Origin of the sequence: Chryseoglobus sp. 28M-23 (assembly GCF_014789785.1) — a bacterium.
GTDB classification, from domain to species: Bacteria; Actinomycetota; Actinomycetes; order Actinomycetales; family Microbacteriaceae; genus Microcella; species Microcella indica.
On record NZ_CP061846.1, the window covers coordinates 2,067,559 to 2,086,153 of the forward strand.

Annotated in this window: 17 protein-coding genes; 11 read left to right on the forward strand and 6 right to left on the reverse strand. The window is 70.4% G+C overall.

Going from position 1 to position 18,595, the window contains the following annotated elements:
• Nucleotides 1–16 precede the first annotated feature (16 nt).
• Complete coding sequence (locus IE160_RS10045) at nt 17–1,894, forward strand: LTA synthase family protein (protein ID WP_191151012.1); 1,878 nt, start codon at nt 17–19, stop codon at nt 1,892–1,894.
• A 29-nt stretch (nt 1,895–1,923) separates the two neighbouring features.
• On the opposite strand, the gene IE160_RS10050 is transcribed toward IE160_RS10045, so the two are convergent.
• A complete protein-coding gene (locus tag IE160_RS10050; protein ID WP_191151013.1) occupies nt 1,924–3,264 on the reverse strand; it encodes an LCP family protein in 1,341 nt (446 codons plus the stop codon).
• A 13-nt stretch (nt 3,265–3,277) separates the two neighbouring features.
• A complete protein-coding gene (gene purE / locus IE160_RS10055; RefSeq protein ID WP_191152036.1) occupies nt 3,278–3,790 on the reverse strand; it encodes a 5-(carboxyamino)imidazole ribonucleotide mutase in 513 nt (170 codons plus the stop codon).
• A gap of 300 nt (nt 3,791–4,090) precedes the next feature.
• Here purE and IE160_RS10060 point away from each other — a divergent pair, with 300 nt between their 5' ends.
• Nucleotides 4,091–5,569: an HNH endonuclease signature motif containing protein gene (locus IE160_RS10060; RefSeq protein WP_191151014.1), complete on the forward strand. Its 1,479-nt coding sequence runs from the start codon at nt 4,091–4,093 to the stop codon at nt 5,567–5,569.
• A gap of 268 nt (nt 5,570–5,837) precedes the next feature.
• Here the strand turns inward: IE160_RS10060 and IE160_RS10065 are convergent, their stop codons facing one another.
• Entirely contained in the window at nt 5,838–6,947 is a 1,110-nt protein-coding gene (locus tag IE160_RS10065) for a 5-(carboxyamino)imidazole ribonucleotide synthase (RefSeq protein WP_191151015.1), read from the reverse strand.
• A 78-nt stretch (nt 6,948–7,025) separates the two neighbouring features.
• Between IE160_RS10065 and IE160_RS10070 the strand changes: the two genes are divergently transcribed.
• Nucleotides 7,026–7,478 carry a GtrA family protein gene (locus tag IE160_RS10070; RefSeq protein ID WP_191151016.1) on the forward strand — a complete coding sequence of 151 codons (453 nt, stop codon included), beginning with the start codon at nt 7,026–7,028 and terminating at the stop codon, nt 7,476–7,478.
• Between the two features lie 41 nt (nt 7,479–7,519).
• Here IE160_RS10070 and IE160_RS10075 read toward each other — a convergent pair whose 3' ends face one another.
• The 3 genes from IE160_RS10075 to IE160_RS10085 all read right to left on the reverse strand — a co-directional run bounded on the left by IE160_RS10075 (nt 7,520) and on the right by IE160_RS10085 (nt 10,349).
• The gene (locus tag IE160_RS10075; RefSeq protein ID WP_191151017.1) at nt 7,520–8,815 is read right to left on the reverse strand and encodes a UDP-glucose dehydrogenase family protein; all 1,296 of its coding nucleotides are present in this window, start codon (nt 8,813–8,815) and stop codon (nt 7,520–7,522) included.
• Nucleotides 8,816–8,969: 154 nt separating this feature from the next.
• The gene (locus IE160_RS10080) at nt 8,970–9,515 is read right to left on the reverse strand and encodes a PH domain-containing protein (protein WP_224744450.1); all 546 of its coding nucleotides are present in this window, start codon (nt 9,513–9,515) and stop codon (nt 8,970–8,972) included.
• A gap of 3 nt (nt 9,516–9,518) precedes the next feature.
• Nucleotides 9,519–10,349, reverse strand: coding sequence for a biotin--[acetyl-CoA-carboxylase] ligase (locus tag IE160_RS10085; protein ID WP_191151018.1), 831 nt, complete (start codon nt 10,347–10,349; stop codon nt 9,519–9,521).
• 329 nt (nt 10,350–10,678) lie between these two features.
• On the opposite strand from IE160_RS10085, the gene IE160_RS10090 reads away from it, so the two are divergent.
• The 8 genes from IE160_RS10090 (at nt 10,679) to IE160_RS10125 (ending at nt 18,183) form a co-directional block, all read left to right on the forward strand.
• On the forward strand, nt 10,679–11,818 hold the full coding sequence (locus IE160_RS10090; RefSeq protein ID WP_191151019.1) for a nucleoside hydrolase: 1,140 nt from the start codon (nt 10,679–10,681) through the stop codon (nt 11,816–11,818).
• A gap of 70 nt (nt 11,819–11,888) precedes the next feature.
• Entirely contained in the window at nt 11,889–12,722 is an 834-nt protein-coding gene (locus IE160_RS10095; protein ID WP_191151020.1) for a histidine kinase, read from the forward strand.
• A 58-nt stretch (nt 12,723–12,780) separates the two neighbouring features.
• Nucleotides 12,781–13,563, forward strand: a complete 783-nt coding sequence (locus IE160_RS10100) for an energy-coupling factor transporter transmembrane component T family protein (RefSeq protein ID WP_179872472.1) — start codon at nt 12,781–12,783, stop codon at nt 13,561–13,563.
• Nucleotides 13,560–14,504 (forward strand): energy-coupling factor ABC transporter ATP-binding protein, encoded by a 945-nt coding sequence (locus IE160_RS10105; RefSeq protein WP_224744451.1) that lies wholly within the window; start codon nt 13,560–13,562, stop codon nt 14,502–14,504. The genes IE160_RS10100 and IE160_RS10105 overlap by 4 nt, the downstream gene beginning before the upstream one ends.
• On the forward strand, nt 14,501–15,331 hold the full coding sequence (locus IE160_RS10110) for an energy-coupling factor ABC transporter ATP-binding protein (protein ID WP_224744452.1): 831 nt from the start codon (nt 14,501–14,503) through the stop codon (nt 15,329–15,331). The genes IE160_RS10105 and IE160_RS10110 overlap by 4 nt, the downstream gene beginning before the upstream one ends.
• Nucleotides 15,328–16,245, forward strand: coding sequence for a DMT family transporter (locus tag IE160_RS10115; RefSeq protein ID WP_179872473.1), 918 nt, complete (start codon nt 15,328–15,330; stop codon nt 16,243–16,245). Before IE160_RS10110 ends, IE160_RS10115 begins: the two co-directional genes overlap by 4 nt.
• Nucleotides 16,246–16,324: 79 nt before the next feature.
• The gene (locus tag IE160_RS10120; RefSeq protein WP_191151021.1) at nt 16,325–17,929 is read left to right on the forward strand and encodes an acyl-CoA carboxylase subunit beta; all 1,605 of its coding nucleotides are present in this window, start codon (nt 16,325–16,327) and stop codon (nt 17,927–17,929) included.
• Nucleotides 17,926–18,183: an acyl-CoA carboxylase epsilon subunit gene (locus IE160_RS10125; protein WP_191151022.1), complete on the forward strand. Its 258-nt coding sequence runs from the start codon at nt 17,926–17,928 to the stop codon at nt 18,181–18,183. Before IE160_RS10120 ends, IE160_RS10125 begins: the two co-directional genes overlap by 4 nt.
• Nucleotides 18,184–18,595: the final 412 nt, after the last annotated feature.

Genomic DNA, 18,595 nt, shown 5'->3' on the forward strand with positions numbered 1-18,595 from the left:
GCACGCACTCGGTTTCGTGCTGCTACTGCTTTTCTCCTCGATCGCGAGCTTCGGTGTGGAGCTCGTATACGCGCGCTCGGCCGGGCTCCCAAGCGCGCGCGGATTCGTCTCCGAGCTTCCCATCGGGGTGCTCGCACTCAACGTCCTGCTGTTCCTGTGCATCGCTCTCGTGCTGTACGCCCTCTTCAACAGCTTCGTGGCCGCCTCCATCGGAGTCGGCACGATCGCATCCCTCGCCGCCTTCTCCAACTCCGAGAAGATGCGATTGCGAGGCGAGCCGCTCTACCCCGCCGACACGTCGTACCTCCTGTCGGTGGACTTCCTGATCGAATCCATCGGGCCGTCGTCCACCGTGTTCGTTCTCGCAGCCATGCTCGCGCTCGCGGGAGCGGCCGTCGCTTGGCGGCTGATGAGGCGCGCCCTGCCGACGAGCGTCGGGTGGAACAGCTCCTTCTGGTCGACGTCGGGCTGGAGGTCGCGCCTCGCGTGCGCGATCATCGGCGTCGGCTATCTGACGGTGGTCGCCCAGTTCAACTCGGCGGGGGACCCGACGATCCGTCTCGCCTACGAATCAGCGGGTTCGCACTGGGTTTCTTGGAGTCAGAACACCAACTACGAGCGGAACGGCTTCGTCGCCGGCTGGCTCAACAATCTTCCGGGGCCGGCGATGTCCCCGCCGCCGGGATACTCCGAACAGCGCGTAGCAGAGGTGGTCGCTCGCTACGAAGCTCTCGCCGCCGACGCAAACCTCGATCGCGACGGTGCAGCTCTCGCGGGCACCAACATCGTCGTCGTCCTGAGCGAGAGCTTCGCTGACCCTACGCTGTGGGAGGGCGTCACGCCGGCGGAGGATCCGATTCCCTTCACGCGTGAGCTCATGAACGAGCACACATCGGGCACCATGCTGAGCTCGGGGTACGGGGGCGGGACGGCAAACGTCGAGTTCGAGGTCTTCACTGGGCTGAGCGTGCGCGAGTTCGAATCCCAGGCGAGGACGCCCTACCAATCGGTGCTGCCGCACCGTGCGACGTTCCCGTCCCTCATCGCGTCCTTCGCCGAAGGTCACGCCGACGAGGGGCCGGACGCCACGATGATCGGGGTCCACCCCTATGAGTCCGCGTTCTATCAGCGGTCTCGGGTCTACCCGATCCTGGGATTCGACGAGTCGTTCTTCATCGACGACTTCATCGACGCCGACCGTGCTACGTACGTCGACAACAACTCGTACGTCTCCGATACCGAGGCGTTCGAGTGGGCGATCAGGGAGCTTCGGAGCACCGACGAACCCGTCGTGGTGGGAGTCCTCACCATGCAGAACCATGCCCCCTACTGGGACAGGTACTCCGACCCCATCGACATCCGGGAGCGGTTCGAGGGCGTCGAGCAGGTCGAGCAGTACCTGCGCGGTCTCGCCTACAGTGATGAGGCCCTCGAGGACCTTGTCACCGACATCGAGAGCACCGGCGAGCCGACCGTCCTGCTGCTCTTCGGGGACCACCTGCCGAGCATCCTTCCCCCCGATCTCACCATCGGCGGTGTCGAGTATGCCCGATACTTGACGCCCTACCTGGTGTGGTCAAACGTTGACCGCATCGATGTCGGCGACAAGACCGTCCTGGGCCCGAACCATCTCATGACGCAAGTGCGCGAGACCCTGCGTGCACCGCTCACCGCCATGGACGCGATGCTTCTGGAACTTCGACAGCACATCCCTGCTGCGAGCCCCGAATTCCTGCTGGACCCCGACGGCAGAGTTCTTGAGTCCTCACAGCTCTCGATAGCGGCCCAGGCCGTGCTCGAGGAGTACCGCATGCTCCAATACCACCTCGTCGAGGGAACCGGAATTCTGGCAGACGCGCTCTTCGCCGTACCGGAGCCGGTACCGTCTCGATGAGGTCCCCAATCAGCGGGCGTCCCCGAGAGTCATGAATCCGGGGTCGGGGTCGGCGTCGGCAGCGGTGCCACGGCCTCGGCCACGAGGGTGCGCGCGAGCGCGTAGTCGGGCTGCACGTTGTCGATCGTCGGCGGCACGAGCTCGAGCCGACGCAGCGGCAGCTCGCGCCCCCGCACCGCGAGGTCGGTGAACACGCCGATCATCGACTGCGGAACATCGGTGCGCACCAGGTCGCTGCTCGCACCGGCGATCGACTCGAACCGCGTGAGCACCGTCGCCGGGTCCAGCTGGCGCAGCATCGCCTCCTGCACGTCGCGCTGATGCTCCATGCGGTCGAAGTCGGTGAGGTTGTAACGGCTGCGCGCGTACCAGAGCGCCGTCTCGCCATCCATACGCTGCTCGCCCGCCGCGATCTCCCCCACCACGGGGCCGCCGTTGATGCCGAGCGTGATCGGCTCCTCCACGTCGATGACGACGCCGCCGAGCGCATCGATGAGATCCTCGAACCCCGCCATGTCGATGAGCACCGTGAACTGCACGGTCAGCCCCGTGACGCCCTCCACGGCGTCGCGCATCGCCTCGATACCCGGGCTCGACCCGGTCGCCGCCGCCGTCGGATAGAGCTCGGGGCGCTCCTCCGCCCACGGGTACAGGTAGCTGATCAAGCAGTCGTCGCCGCAGTCGAAGCCGTTCGGCCACGCCTCGTACAGCGGCGACTCCGGGGGAACCGGCGCGTTGTACAGGTTGCGCGGAATACCGATGAGCGACACAGCGCCGCTCGACGCGTCGATGCTCGCCAGCGTGATGCTGTCGGGCCGCAGGCCCAGACGGTCCGGGCCCGCATCGCCGCCGAGCAGCAGCACCGTGTACCGCCCGTCGATCGGCTCGACGATGCCGCCGCCCGCGAAGACGGCGCCCAGAGCATCCCGACCCACGCCCGTCAGATACGCGGCGTAGGCCGCCCCGCCCGTCGCCACCACGATCGTCACCGCCGTCAGCGCCGCCAGCCAGCCGCGCGCCGCCGGAGCCGTGCGTACCAGACGCAGCAGCGTGAACGCGTTCAGAGTCGTCACCAGCCACAGCAGCGCGTAGAAGACGAGCGCCGCCTGCGCGAGCCAGAGCACGATCACGTTCGTCGCGATCGTGAGCGCCACCGGCCGGGCGGCGACGAACAGGATGCCCGCGGCGAGCGCCACCGCCCACAGCGTGAACGTCGACCCCACCGCGAATCGACCCCAGCGGCGGCTGCCCGCGAGCAGCTGGGCCGTGCCCGGGATCAGCAGGTTCAGGCCGAGCAGCCACCAGGCGCGGCGGGTCATGAGCGCAGCATCCCGGGTGTCTGGATGCCGGAGCGGGGAGGTGAGCGTCACGGGGCGGGCGCGCCTAGGGGGCCAGGGTGCTGGGTGCGGGGGTGCTGGGCGCGCGGTTGGCTACCGTGCTCTTCAGCGCCTCGTTCTTCGCGCCGACCGTGCTCTCGAGGTCGCGGGCGAACGCGGCGATCGCCTCCGCCACGCGCGGGTCGTGGGATCCGATGATGCGGGCCGCCAGAATGCCCGCATTGCGGCCGCCGCCGATCGACACCGTCGCCACCGGGATGCCCGCCGGCATCTGCACGATGCTCAGCAGGCTGTCGAGGCCATCGAGGGTCTTCAGAGGAACGGGCACGCCGATCACCGGCAGCGTCGTCACGCTCGCGATCATGCCCGGCAGGTGGGCGGCGCCGCCCGCGCCCGCGATGATGACCCGGATGCCCTTCCCGGCGGCCGCGCGCCCGTACGCGATCATCGCGTCGGGGGTGCGGTGCGCGCTCAGCACGTGCACCTCGAAGCCGATGCCGAACTGCTCGAGGGCCTCCACCGCGGGCTCCATGACCGGCCAGTCGGAGTCGGAGCCCATGACGACGGCGACGCGCGGGGTCTCTCGTGCGGTGGGCGTGGCGGGGTCTGGCGTGGTCACGGGTCAATCGTAGGTGCGGGGCGGGCACGGGTAGGCGTGGCGCGCGGCGGCGTGGCGTGCGCGGCGAGGCGGGTCTGGTCGGGCGCGGCCGGTCGGGTAACGGGCTGTGCCGTGGGTTGGGCCTCATGCCGAGGCGCGATCGATCGCACCGCTCCTCCCCAGGCGCAGCGGCCGAGAAGTTGTCCCAAGATCGACGCGACCCCCTGTCGAATACACGTTCGAATGTGGGAGAGTAGCCCCATGACCGCATCCCTCGCCGCCGCGTTCGCCGCGGCCCGTGCGTCGCTGGAGTCGACGCCGGATTCGGTCGCGCCACTCACCTCGCTCTCCGATGAGGAACTCCTCACGACACTCTCGGAGGCGTCCGGCGTGCGCCGCCTGCTGGATGCCCGACTCTCCCTCCTCGCAGGCGAGGCCGCGAGGCGCTCGGCGCCGTCGCTTGCACACTCCGGGCTCGCGCAGCGGCGCGGGCACCGCACCGCCGACGAGCTCGTGCGGGTCGCGACCGGCAGTAGTCGACGCGAAGCACGCGACGTCGTGCAAGCCGGGGTCATGCTCGTCGGGGCGGAAGCCGCGGAGGCGGGTGCAGGTGGCGCGTCGGCGGCGGAAAGCCCGGGTGCGCTCGAGCTACCCGCCGGGCTACCCGCCGTCCCCGAGTGGGCGCAGAGGCTCGTCGAGCCTGTGCGGCGCGGCGCACTGTCGATCGGGGCTCTCCAGGCGATCCGGTCAGGCCTCGGCGAGCCGACCGCGACCGTCACGACCCAGGTGCTGCGCGGCGCAGTGGAAGCGCTCTTGGCCGAAGCTCCCGACCTCGACACCGATCGTCTCTACCGTCGTGCGCGCGGCTTGCGTGACGAGCTCGACGCCGAGGGCGTCGCCGAGCGCGAGGCCGAACGGCGCTCGGCGCGCTCGCTGCGTCTGCACCGGCTGCCCGATGGCATGAGCCGCGCCACGTGGTTGCTCGACCCGGAGTCGGCAGCCGTCGTCGCAGACCTCTTCGACCGCGCCACCTCGCCCCGCCGGGGCGGCCCCACCTTCGTGGGCGAGCGCGACGCCGCCGTCGCCCAACGCATGCTCGACGACGAGCGCACGCCCGAGCAGTACGCCTCCGACGCGGTCCTCGCCCTCCTCGTCGCCGGCGCCGACGCCGACTCCTCGCAGCTGCTCGGCACGGGCGCCCCGTCCGTGCGCGTGCTCGTCACCGCCAACGACCTCCGCAACGGTTCGGGCACCGCGACCGTCGAGGGGCAGACGGCACCGCTCTCGCTCCCCACCGTGGAGCGCATGCTCTGCACGGGCACGCACACTCCAATCCTGATCTCCGGCACCGGCCAGCCGCTCGACGTCGGCCGCACTCGACGCCACTTCACGATCCGACAGCGCAAGGCCCTCGCCGCGCGAGACGGCGGCTGTCGATGGGTCGGCTGCGAGCGGCCGCCGTCGTGGACGGAGGCGCACCACATCGACCCGTGGGCGACGCACGGCGGTCGCACCGACGTCGCCGACGGAATCCTGCTCTGTCGCCACCATCACCTGCTCGTGCACAACAATGGGTGGCGCATTCGACGTCGTGCCGCGCGGCCCGATGAACCACCGGGCGACCAGTACGAAGCGATACCACCGCCCTCCCACGGAGTTCAGCAGACCCCGCTCGACATGCCCAGCCGCAGCGAGCCGCTTCGCCGAGCACTCCACCCGAAGCCCGCACGCGCCGCGTGACGCAAGCACGCTGGAAGGGGCGCGCAGGTGACGGTGGTGCAGCGCACTCGGGGCTGGAACTGAGGGATGAGGGCTCACGGCTGAGAGCTGAGAGCTCAGGGCTCAGGGCTCAGGGCTCAGGGCTCAGGGCTCAGGGCTCAGGGCTCAGGGCTCAGGGCTCAGAGCTCAGGGCTCAGGGCTCAGAGCTACGGGCTCAGGGCTCAGGGCTCAGGGCTCAGAGCTACGGGCTCAGGGCTGAGGGCTCGGGCCTCGGGCTGAGAACTCGCGGCTAGGCCTCTCGGAACTCGAAGTGAGCGGCCGCCGCCCTCGCCCGGTACACCGTCTCGTCGAGGTCGTCCCCGAGCGCCGTCACATGGCCCGCCTTGCGACCTGCCCGCGGCCCCTTGCCGTAGGCGTGCACCTTCACGCTCGGCTGGTGCGCGAGCGAGGCCACGATCTGGTGCTCGGGCAGGGCCCCGAACACGTTGATCATGACCGTCGCCGGAGCGCGCATCTCGGTCTCACCGAGCGGCCAGTCGAGCACCGCGCGAACATGCTGCTCGAACTGACTCGTCACCGACCCTTCGATGGAGAAGTGCCCGCTGTTGTGGGGGCGCATCGCCAGCTCGTTGACGAGCACGCGCCCGTTCGTCGTCTCGAACAGCTCGACCGCGAGCACACCCGTCACGTCGAGCCCATGGGCGACCGTCGTCGCGATCTCGGCCGCCGCGCGCTCGACCGCCTCCGTCGTGTGCGGCGCTGGAGCGAAGACCTCCGCGCACACACCGTTCTGCTGCACCGTCTCCACCACCGGCCAGGGGCGCACCTCGCCGCTCGGGCGACGCGCGACCAGCTGAGCGAGCTCGCGTCGGAACGGCACGAGCTCCTCCACGAGCACCGGCCCCGACGCGAGCCAGTCGTCCGCCGCACCCGGCTCGTCGACGACCCGCACTCCCTTGCCGTCGTAGCCGCCGCGGGGCGTCTTCACGACCGCGCGGCCGCCGTGATCGTCGAGAAACGCCCCCAGCTCCGCCGCCGACGACACCCGCGCCCAGTCGGGCATCGGCACGCCCAACTCGGCGAGGCGAGCGCGCATGGCGAGCTTGTCCTGCGCGTAGAGCAGAGCATCCGGGCCCGGGCGCACCGCCGCGCCAGCATCGACGAGGGCGCGCAGCACCTCCTGCGGAACATGCTCATGGTCGAACGTAATCGCGTCGCACCCTCGAGCGAAGTCGAGCACCGTCTCGGGGTCGCGGTAATCACCGACGACCGTCGCGGCAAGCGTGGCCGACGAGTCGGCCGCCTCCGCCAGCACGCGCACCTCGACGCCGAGCGCGACCGCGGGCGGGATCATCATGCGCGCGAGCTGACCACCACCGATGACACCGACGACCGGCATGGGACTCCTCTAGACTGCGAATTCGCTCGCCCCCATTCTGTCCGATCGCGAGCGAGGGCGACGACGAAACGAGACCGGATGCCGATACTGGTGGGCCAGCTCGCCCGATTCGGGGCGGTCGGCATCGTCGGGCTCATCGTCGACATCGCCCTGTTCAACCTGCTGCGCGTCACCGTGCTCAGCCCCGAGGCCATCGCCGAAGGCCCCGTCATCGCGAAAGTCATCTCCACCTCTGTGGCGATCGCCGTCAACTGGATCGGCAGCCGGTACTGGAGCTTCCGTCTCGAGCGGCGCCGACCCGCGATGCGCGAGAGCCTCGAGTTCGCCCTCGTGAGCGTCGGAGGGCTGCTCATCGCCGTCGGCTGTCTCGTCGTCTCGCGCTACGTGCTCGGCTACACGAGCCTGCTGGCCGATAACATCGCCTCGAACGTCATCGGGCTCGCGCTCGGCAGCGCCTTCCGCTTCGTGCTCTACCGCACGTGGGTGTTCGACCCGCGGCGCGCGGTGCCGAGCCAGGTGCGGCCGGGCTAGGGGCTGCCGGACCAAGCGCGACCGGGCTGAGGGCGACCGGGCTAAGGGCGACCGAGACCGGCGTAGGTCCAGCCTGCCGAGCGCCACTTGGACGCGTCGAGGCAGTTGCGACCGTCCACGACGACACGCCCGCGAGCCCAGCTCGCCACCTCGACCGGGTCGAGCTCACGGAACTGGTACCACTCGGTCACGACCACGATCGCGTCCGCGCCCGAGATCGCCTCCTGGATGCTCGCGACATAATCGAGATCTGGGCGAATGCGGCGCGACGTCTCAATCGCCTCCGGATCCGTGGCCCGCACGACCGCGCCCGCGTCCGCCAGGCGCTGCGCGACATCCAGTGCGGGAGAGTCGCGCACGTCGTCCGACTCGGGCTTGAACGCCAAGCCCAGCACGGTGACGGCCTTGCCCGTGAGGTCTCCGCCCAGGTTCTCGGTGACGAGGTCGACGACTCGCTGACGGCGGCGCAGGTTCACGTCATCGACGTCGGCGAGGAAGGCGAGCGAGTGGCCGACGCCGAGCTCCTCGGCGCGCGCCTGGAACGCACGGATGTCCTTCGGCAGACACCCGCCGCCGAAACCGACGCCGGCGTTGAGGAAGCGGCGACCGATGCGGGCGTCGTAGCCGATCGCGTCGGCGAGCGTCGTGACATCCGCACCCGTGACCTCGGCGATCTCCGCCATCGCGTTGATGAACGAGATCTTCGTGGCGAGGAACGCGTTCGCTGAGACCTTCACGAGCTCGGCGGTCGCGTAGTCGGTGACGATGCGCGGCGTGCCCGCCTCGAGCGGGCGCTTGTAGATCTCATCCAGCACTTCGGCCGCGCGGTCGTCACGGTGGTCGACACCGTAGACGAGACGATCGGGCGAGAGCGTGTCGGAGACCGCGAAGCCCTCCCGCAGGAACTCGGGGTTCCAGGCGAGGCTCGCCCCCGTCGGCGCGACGAGCTCCGCGAGCCGAGCAGCGGTGCCGACCGGCACGGTCGACTTGCCGACGACGAGGTGGCCGGGGCCGATGTGCGGCAGCAGTGCCTCGACGGCCGCGTTCACGTAGGTCAGGTCTGCTGCGACGCCGCCGGCCACCTGGGGCGTGCCGACGGCGATGAAGTGCACGCGCGCGTGCTCAGCGGCCGCGATGTCGGTCGTGAACCGCAGGCGAGCGTTGTCGGGCGACAGCAGGTCGCCGAGCCCCGGCTCGAAGAACGGCGCACGCCCCGCCGACAGGTTCTCGATCTTGCTCGCATCGACGTCGATACCGACGACGTCGTGACCGAGCTCGGCCATGCAGGCGGCGTGAACCGCACCCAAGTATCCGCATCCGATGACTGAAATTCGCACCAGACGACTCTACTGTCGCTGCCGACGCGCGGGCGAACACCGGGCGACACGCGGGCGACCGTGCGGCGGCGGAGGGGAAGGGAAGGGCGGGGCGGACGGAAGGGGAAAGCGGGGCGGAGGCGGAGGCCGTGGCGGAGCCGGAGGCCGTGGCGCGTCAGCGGCCCTCGCGGGAGCGCCGCAGCACCGGCTGCGCCGTCGTCGTGCGCCGCACCGTCGCGATCGAGGAAGTGCTCGCCTCCATGAGCTCGCTCAGAGCATCCTGCACCAGGTCTGCGCGCGGGACGTCCCGCATGATCACCGGGCGCTCGAGGCCCGTGTTGATGAGCACATCCCCCGAGCGGAACATGCGCTGCAGTCCCGACTGCCGCACCGAGACGTCATAGCCCCGCGAGTGCAGCAGCTCCTGCCGCAGGCGCACCGCGAGCCCGCCGCGCAGGGCGATGCGGCGCGTCGTGACGACGTAGTGGGTGCCCAGCCAGCGCACGAGCGGCAGCATCCACAGCAGCACGATCGCGAGCAGACCCGCCCCCGCGATCGCGAGCCGCTGCCAGAGCTCGTCGAGCGCGAGAGCGCCGTAGGTGGCCGCACCGACCGAGCCGATGAGCACGATCGACGGCAGGACGAGCACCCGCGCGTGCGGGCGAAACCGTGCCACGACGCGCTCGGGCTCGCGCCCCTGCTCACGCCCCGGGTCGGTCATGCTCTATTCATATCGCAGGTGCGTCACGTCGCCGGCCGCCACGGCGACGACGCCCGAGGTCGCGCTCCGGTCGGGGACACCGCTCACCGTCAGACGCCCGTCCTCGTCGAGCCCGACCGCCATTCCGCGCAGCGGCGGCTGACCGGGCAGGTCGACGCGCACGGCCAGCCCGAGGGTCTGCAGGTGCTGCTCGACGAGCGGGCGCAGATCAGCGGGATGCTCAGCCTCGCGCCAGCGCGCCACGAGCTGCATGAGCTCGCGCAGGTAGGCCGCGAGGGCACGGTCGAGCAGGGACGCACCCTCGCCATCCACCGGCTCGCCGTGCTCGGGCACACCCTCGATGACCAGAGACGTCGCCGAGGGTACCGGCACCTGCTGCGCCGTCATCGACACGTTGAGTCCCGCCCCGACGACGACGCCGGTCGGGGTGAGCTCGGTGAGGATGCCGCACAGCTTGCGCCCGTCGACGAGCACGTCGTTGGGCCACTTCAGCCCGGCCCCGGTCACACCCAGGCTGCGCACCGCGCGCACCATCGCGACCCCCGCCAGCAGGGGCACCCAGCCGAGACGGCGCGGGTCGGGCCTAGGGGCCGAGTCACCGCCGCCCGGCTCGTGGGCGAGGAAGACCGACACGGCGAGCGCCGTGCCCGGCGGGGTCGACCACGCGCGGTCGAGACGACCACGGCCCGCGGTCTGGGTGTCTGTCGCGATGACGGTGAGGTCGGCGTGCGCGGCCTGCGAGACCAGCTCGCTGTTCGTGGACGCGCTCGCCCCCCGCCAGATGAGCGTGGCCCCGATCTCATCGCACACGCGTGCACTGATCGGAAGATGCATGCTGCGAGCCTAGGCGCGCCGCACCCTGAGCGAACGCTGGACACGACCCCGGGGCGGCGCTATGGTTACCGGCACGAGGGCCCCGCGCGTCACCGACGACCGCATGCGAGCCTCGCGAGTTCATCGACGAACAGGAGCCGCTTCCTTGACTGGATAGGTCAACGCCGCGCGACACACACCACCGGTGCGCGCCGCCGAGACCCTCCCCTCACCGCCTCAGCGGGCGCATCACCCGAGCCTCACGGCTCCGGCACGGCCCGCTTGCCAGCACGGTGAACCGTCAGGTCGCGTCGAGCATCGTCGGCGACCCTCAGGGACGGTCACCGACGATGAAAGGACCGCACACCGTGCCTCCCCGCACCGTGCCGAGCACCACCCCCGCTGTGCCGACCAGCACCTCCCTCCCGACCAGCGCTACCGTGCCGCTGCTCGTCGACGTCGACACGGGCATCGACGACTCGCTCGCCCTGCTCTACCTGCTCGCGAGCCCCGAAGCCGACATTCTCGGCATCACCTGCACCGCCGGCAACGTGCCCGCCCGGCAGGTGGCGATCAACAACCTCGCGTGGCTCGATCTGTGCGGCGCCGACGACATCGAGGTGGCTCTCGGCAGCGAAGTGCCCGTGCTCGCCCCGCTCATGACGACGGAGGAAACCCACGGCCCGCAGGGCATCGGCTACGCCGAGCTTCCAGCGCCGACGCGCACGATCAGCGAGCGCCACGCCACCGAGGTGTGGATCGAGTCGGCGAGGGCGCATCCCGGTGAGGTGGTCGGCCTCGTGACCGGCCCGCTCACGAACCTCGCGCTCGCCCTGCGCCTCGAACCGGAGCTGCCGCGCCTGCTCAAGCGCCTCGTGATCATGGGCGGCGCCTTCCACCACTCCGGCAACACGACGCCCGTGAGCGAGTGGAACATCGCGGTGGACCCGGAGAGCGCCAAGATGGTGTTCGACGCGTTCAGCGGCCTGCCCGCCGACCGCCGCCCCATCGTGTGCGCGCTCGACGTGACCGAGCGCATCGAGATGAAGCCGGAGCACCTGCGTCGCATCGCCGACCAGATCGGTGATGAGGATGCCGCGCTCACGCCCGACAGCGCCTTCGGTTCCCGATCTCGCGCCCTCAACCCCGTGCTGCGGCACCTCACCGACGCGGTGCGGTTCTACTTCGAATTCCACGTGACCCATGACCAGGGCTGGCTCGCCCACATGCACGACCCGTTCGCCGCGGCCGTCGCGCTGCACCCCGAGCTCGCGACCCTGCGCGCAGCGACCGTCGACGTCGAGCTCGGCGGAACGCTCGCGCGGGGCCAGACCATCGCCGACTTCGCGGGCCTGTGGGGCCGCGACCCCAATGCCGCGATCGTGGTCGACACCGACCCCGCGGCGTTCTTCGACCACCTCATCGAGCGCGTCTCCGCCCTGGCGACGCGCGTCGGCGAGGCGGAGGAGGGTGGTGAGCGGCAGCCGTGAGGCCGACGCCCGCCACCCTTTCCACCCCAGCGGCACATCGCCGCACGTCATCGAGTGCAAGGAGGCATTCATGAGCAGCACCACCCCAGCGACGGTTGACCCCAACCGCACGCGCAACCGTATTTTCGTCGGGTTGGGTACGGCCGTCATCGTGGCGACGTACCTCTACCTCATCCTCGCCCAGCCGACCGAGCTGGCCGAGGGCGGTCTCGGCACCTCAGCGCTCATCGCGCTGGCCGGGTACCTCATCGGAGCCGCACTCATCGCGGTCGGTGCGATCCACCGGCTGCCGACGGCGACCCTGAGCCTGATCCCCATCGCGATCGTCATCAACATCGCGGTCGGCCAGCTCGCGGCGACGCTCGGCCTGCCGGTGTACCTCGACTCGATCGGCACGGTGCTCGTGGGCGTGCTCGCCGGCCCCGCCGCCGGTGCGGTCACGGGTGCGCTGACGAACGTCATCTGGGGTCTCACGATCGGACCGATCGCGCTGCCCTTCGCGGTGACCGCGGTCGTCATCGGTGTGCTCGCGGGCTACGCAGCCCGGCTGGGCATGTTCCGCCGGTTCTACCTCGCGCCGGTCGCGGGCTTCGTGACGGGCATCGTCGCGGCGCTCGTCTCCGCCCCCATCGCGGCGTTCATCTTCGGCGGTGCGACGAGCGGCGGCACGGGCGCTCTCGTGGCGGCGTTCCAGGCGTTCGGCAACTCGCTGCTCGCCTCGACGACGCTGCAGGGCCTGCTGAGCGACCCGCTCGACAAGACGATCACCTTCACGGTCGTCGTGCTGATCCTGTTCGCCCTGCCGGGCAGGCTCCGCAGCAGGTTCCCGTTCGTGCGGCAGTACAACGTGTTCGGCAAGGTGACTCCGGTCGCCCCCGCCGAGCCGGCCGCACCGAAGGCCTGAGCCGCCGACCGGCGGACTCGACCCCACTCGGGCAACCCAGACAGGACAGCACGAAACGATGACGACGACGACCCTCTACCTGGAGCGCACCTCGGCGCTGCACCGCCTGAACCCTGTGACGAAGCTCGTGGCACTGCTCTCGATCATCCTCGCGGTCTTCGCGGTACCGCACTGGTGGATCCCGCTGGGGATCGTCGCCGTCGTCATCGTGCCTGCCGCCGTACTCGGTCGAGTCGGCGGCAGGCTGCTGCGCCTGTTCCTCATCCTTCTCCTGCCGCTCCTGGTGGTGCTGTTCATCATCCAGGGCCTGTTCTACCCCGACGGCTCGACCGTGCTGTGGGAGTGGGGCCTCGCCCAGCTCACCACCGAGGGGCTGCTGTTCGCGCTCACGATCGGCTCGCGCCTGACCGCCCTCGTGCTCGGCTCGCTCGTCTTCGTGCTCACGACCGACCCGGCCCGACTCATGAGCGCGCTGACGCAGGTGGGCATGAGCCCCAAGATCGCCTACGTCATCAGCGCGAGCCTGCAGATCATTCCGGCGTTCCAGGCGCGTGCGCAGAGCATCCTGCTCGCCCAGCAGGCCAGGGGCCTGGCGATCGTCGGCAGCCCCCTCAAGCGCGCCCGCGCCCTGCTGCCCCTGCTGGGCCCCCTCATCCTCGGAATGATCACCGACGTCGACGAGCGGTCGACGGCGATGGAGGCGCGCGCGTTCGGCGCGACGCCCAAGCCGACGAGCCTCATCGTTGTTCCTGACCCGGTCGGCGAGCGCGTGGCGCGCTGGCTGATGTTCCTCAGCGCGATCGCGGTGGTCGTGCTCGTCGTCGTGGGGGTGATCGCGTGACCGAGCCCGACCGTGAGATGGAGAGCGACCGTGAGATCGAGCGCGACCGCGTGAAGGAGACGACGATGGCGAACGCGAACGCGCCCATGATCGCGTTGGAGGGCGTCGGCTTCGCCTACGAGGATGCCGAGCGCTTCACGCTCGCGAACCTCGACCTGCGCATCGATGCCGGAACCGTGACGGGCATCGTCGGCGCCTCGGGGGCGGGAAAGACGACACTGGCGAAGACGGTCGCCGGGTTCATCCCCCTCAACGAGGGCGGCACGTACCGCGGCACCGCGAGCGTCGCTGGCCGGGTGCTCGCCGACGGCACGCTCTCCGAGGCGGCGGCGGCCGTCGGGCTCGTGACGCAGAACCCGTTCAACCAGATCTCGGGCGCGCGCTTCACCGTGCGCGAGGAGCTCGCGTTCGGACTCGAGAACCGCTCGGTGCCGCGCGACGAGATGGAGCGCCGCGTCGACGAGGTGGCTGCGCGCCTGCGTCTGGCGCCGCTGCTCGACCGCTCCCCCTACGCTCTCTCCGGCGGGCAGATGCAGCTCGTCGCGATCGCCTCGATGGTCATCATGCAGCCGCCCGTGCTCGTCATGGACGAGCCGACCTCGCAGCTCGACCCGGCCGGCACGCGCCTCGTCTACGACGTGCTGAGCACCCTCAGCGACGGCGGCACGACCGTCGTCATCATCGAGCACAAGACCGAGCTGCTGCACGAGCACTGCGACTCGATCGCCGTGCTTGCCGGCGGGCTCATCGTGCACCACAGCACTCCCGGCGCGGTGCTCGCCGACGACCGGCTCACGAGCTGGGGAGTGGGCGAGACGCGTGTCACCGCGGCGGCGCGACTCGCGCGCGAGCGCGGGCTGCTGCCCGTCGAGCGCGCCCTCCCGATCGGGGTGCACGATGCCGTCGAAGCGTTCTCGACGCAGAAGGGAGCAGCGTCGTGAGCGAGTCGGCGATCAGCGTGCGCGGGCTCGTGCACACGTACCCCTCCGGCGTCACGGCGCTGCACGGAGTCGACCTCGATGTCGCCCCCGGCGAGCGCGTCGCGATCGTCGGCCAGAACGGCGCAGGCAAGACGACCCTCGTACGCCACCTCAACGGCATGGTGCGGCCGACGGAGGGCGAGGTGCGCATCGGCGACTGGTCGACGACGGAGAAGTCCATCGCCGAGCTCGCGCACCGCGTCGGCTACGTCTTCCAGAACCCCGACGAGCAGATCTTCGCCCGCACGGTCGCCACCGACGTGGGCTTCGGGCCCAAGAACCTCGGGTTCGACGAGGTGCGCGCGCAGCAGGCTGTCTCCGACGCGCTCGAGGCCGTGGGCCTCGCGCACGAGGCCGACGTGCACCCCCACCACCTGTCGCTGAGCGAGCGCAAGCGCATCGCGATCGCCGCGGTGCTCGCCATGCAGACCCCCATCGTCGTGCTCGACGAGCCGACCACCGGCCAGGACGACGCGGGCGTGCAGCTCATCGCGGGCATCGTCGACTCCCTCATCGCGCAGGGCCGCACGGTCGTCGCGATCACGCACGACATGGACTTCTGCATCGAGAACTTCGACCGCGTCGTCGTCATGGCGCAGGGCGAGGTGCGGGCCGACGGCCCGGCCGAGGAGGTCTTCGCCGACGTCGCGGCTCTCGAGGCCGCGGCCGTCGAACCCCCGCAGCTGCTGCGGGTGGCGCGGGCGCTCGGCTGGAGCGGGACGCCGCGGGATGCTCGCGCCTTCGTCGACCAGCTGGCTCAGCAGCGCGGCTCCGGGTCGGGCGCATGAGCGGGCTCACCTTGCTCGCCCTGCTCGCGAGCGGCTTCCTCGGCGTGAGCGACTTTCTCGGCGGCGTGCTGTCGCGGCGCATCCCGCTCATGGTCGTTCTGCTCGTCTCGCAGGTCGTCGCCGCGATCGCACTGAGCACGCGCCTGATCGTCGAGCCGTTCGATCCGAGCGCCTCCGACGCGATTCTGTGGGGCGTCATCGGCGGCGCCGCGACCGCCGTCGGCGTCTCGTGCCTGTTCCGCGGCCTCGCGATCGGCACGATGGGCGTGGTCGCGCCCATCACGTCGCTCAGCGTGGCCGTTCCGGTCATCGTGGGTCTCGCCGGCGGGGACCCGGTGTCGTGGCTGCTCGGCATCGGCCTCGCCGTCGCCGTCGTCGGCACGGTGCTCGCCTCGGGGCCGGAAATACGGGCCGGAGCACTGGAGGGCCGCCGCAACCGCCTGCTCTCGGTCGTGTTCGCCGTGCTCTCGGCGTTCGGCTTCGGCCTCGCCAACGTGTCGGTCGCCTACGGCAGCGTGCAGGGTGTCAGCACGACGCTCGTCGTCAACATGCTCGTCGTGCTCGGCCTCTACCTCGTCGGGTTCTCCATCTGGGTGCACATCCGCCTGCGCGGTGCGGCGGCCCGCCTGCACGCCGGGAAGACGGCGAGCCCCGCCCTGCTGCCGGTGCCGATCCGCGCGCGCGACTGGGTCGGCATGGCGGCGATCGGCGTGCTCGGCTACGCGGCCCAGCTCTCCTTCGCACTCGCGAGCCTCGACGGAGCGCTGAGCGTCGTCGCGGTGCTCGCGTCGCTGTACCCCGTCGTCACGGTGCTGCTCGGCTGGCGGCTGCTCGGGGAGCGTCTGCTGCGCATCCAGATCGCCGGCGTCGTCATGGTGTTCCTCGGCGTCTCGACGATCGCGGCATCCGCCTAGCGGCGCACACAGCCCGCCGCCCGAAATTGTGGAGAATCGCCAACGCCTGCCCGCAGTCCGTGGTCGATAGGCTGACTACGTGACCGACACTTCGAGCTCCCCCGCCCCCGACCTGTCGACGACGGCCGGCAAGATCGCCGACCTGAAGGTGCGCTACCACGAGGCCGTGACCGCGAGCGGCGAGGCCGCGATCGAGAAGCAGCACGCCAAAGGCAAGATGACGGCGCGCGAACGCATCGACACGCTCCTCGACCACGGCAGCTTCGTCGAGCTCGACGAGTTCGTGCGGCACCGCACGCACGCCTTCGGCATGGACGCCAAGCGGCCGTACGGCGATGCGGTCGTCACGGGCACCGGCACGATCCACGGCCGCCAGGTGGCCGTCTACAGCCAGGACTTCACGATCTTCGGCGGCTCGCTCGGCGAGGTGGCCGGCGAGAAGATCATCAAGGTCATGGAGCTCGCCCTCAAGACGGGCGTGCCCATCATCGGCATTCTCGACTCGGGCGGCGCGCGCATTCAGGAGGGCGTCGTCGCGCTCGGCAAGTACGGCGAGATCTTCCGCCGCAACACGGCCGCGAGCGGCGTGATCCCGCAGATCTCCATCATCTGCGGTCCCGCTGCGGGCGGTGCCGTGTACTCCCCCGCCCTCACCGACTTCGTCATCATGGTCGACAAGACGAGCCAGATGTTCGTCACCGGCCCCGACGTCATCAAGACCGTCACGGGTGAGGACGTCGGCATGGAGGAGCTCGGCGGCGCGCTCACCCACAACCGCACTTCCGGCGTCTCGCACTACCTCGCGAGCGACGAGCACGATGCCTTCGACTACGCGCGGGCCCTGCTGAGCTACCTGCCCGACAACAACCTCGCCGAGCTGCCGCAGTACGAATCCTCGGCCGAGCTCGAGATCACCGACGCCGACCGTCGGCTCAACACGATGGTGCCCGACAGCCCCAACCAGCCGTACGACGTCGTCGACATCATCGACCACGTGGTCGACGACGGTTCCTTCCTCGAGGTGCAGCCGCTCTTCGCCCCCAACATCGTCGTCGGCTTCGCCCGCGTGGAGGGCCGCAGCGTCGGCGTCATCGCCAACCAGCCGAACGCGATGGCCGGCACCCTCAACATCGACGCTGGTGAGAAGGCCAGCCGGTTCGTGCGCTTCTGCGACGCCTTCTCGATTCCCGTGCTGACCCTCGTCGACGTGCCCGGCTACCTGCCCGGCACCGACCAGGAGTGGCAGGGCGTCATCCGTCGCGGCGCGAAGCTCCTCTACGCCTACGCCGAGGCGACCGTGCCCCTCATCACCGTCATCACGCGCAAGGCCTACGGGGGCGCGTACATCGTCATGGGCTCCAAGCAGCTCGGTGCCGACATGAACCTCGCCTGGCCGACCGCGGAGATCGCCGTCATGGGCGGGCAGGGTGCGGTGAACATCCTGTACCGCAACGAGATCAAGGCGGCCGAAGCGGCGGGTGAGGATGTCGCGGCCGTGCGCGCACGGCTCGCGAACGAGTACACGTACGACGTGGCGAGCCCGTTCCTCGCCGCCGAACGCGGCGAGTTGGACGGCATCATCGAGCCCGCCGCCACGCGCGTGTCGATCATCAAGGCGCTGCGCGCCCTCAAGACGAAGCGCGCGAGCCTGCCAGCGAAGAAGCACGGGAACATCCCGCTGTGACCGGCGACGCGACAGCGGCCTCGGCCGAGAGCGAGACGGCGCCCCGCGTGACCGTGGTCGCGGGCAGCCCGACCGAGGTCGAGCTCGCCGCCGCGCACGCCGTCATCGCCGCGGTGCTCGCCGAGCAGCACGAGCGCGGCGTGGAGCGGGTCGACCCGCTCGTCGACCACTGGTCCTCGCGCGCGCGCCAGATGCGCCAGCCCCTCGCCCCCGGGCCCGGCGCGTGGGCGGCCTCGCGCGGCATGCGCGGCTGACGGGCGCCCTCGCACCCCCTCTGACCGCCTTCTCCACCGCTCTGACGGTCTTCTCCACCGCCCGGACTCTGACCCCCCGAACGAGGGGTTTGTCCCCCGTTCTCCTCACCATACCCCTCGTACTACCCCCATTTTCCGCGGTTCTTGTCCCCCGTTCTCGTGAAAATGTCCCCCTGGGTGTCCCCCAAAGTGACGACTGTCCTCCGACAGCAGGAGTGGCAGAGTACTTATTGCTAGGTGTCGCTCATTGAGCACACCGCCCATCACAGGCCGCTCGGGTAAGCGGCTGGAGATTGGGGGGCGAGTTAGGTTGACATTCGGGTTGTCGGTCTAACTCGATACGTAGCGAAGGGCCGGAGTTGGGTACTCCGGCCCTTCGATCGTTAACCGGCCCGCGAGCTGCGACAGGGCG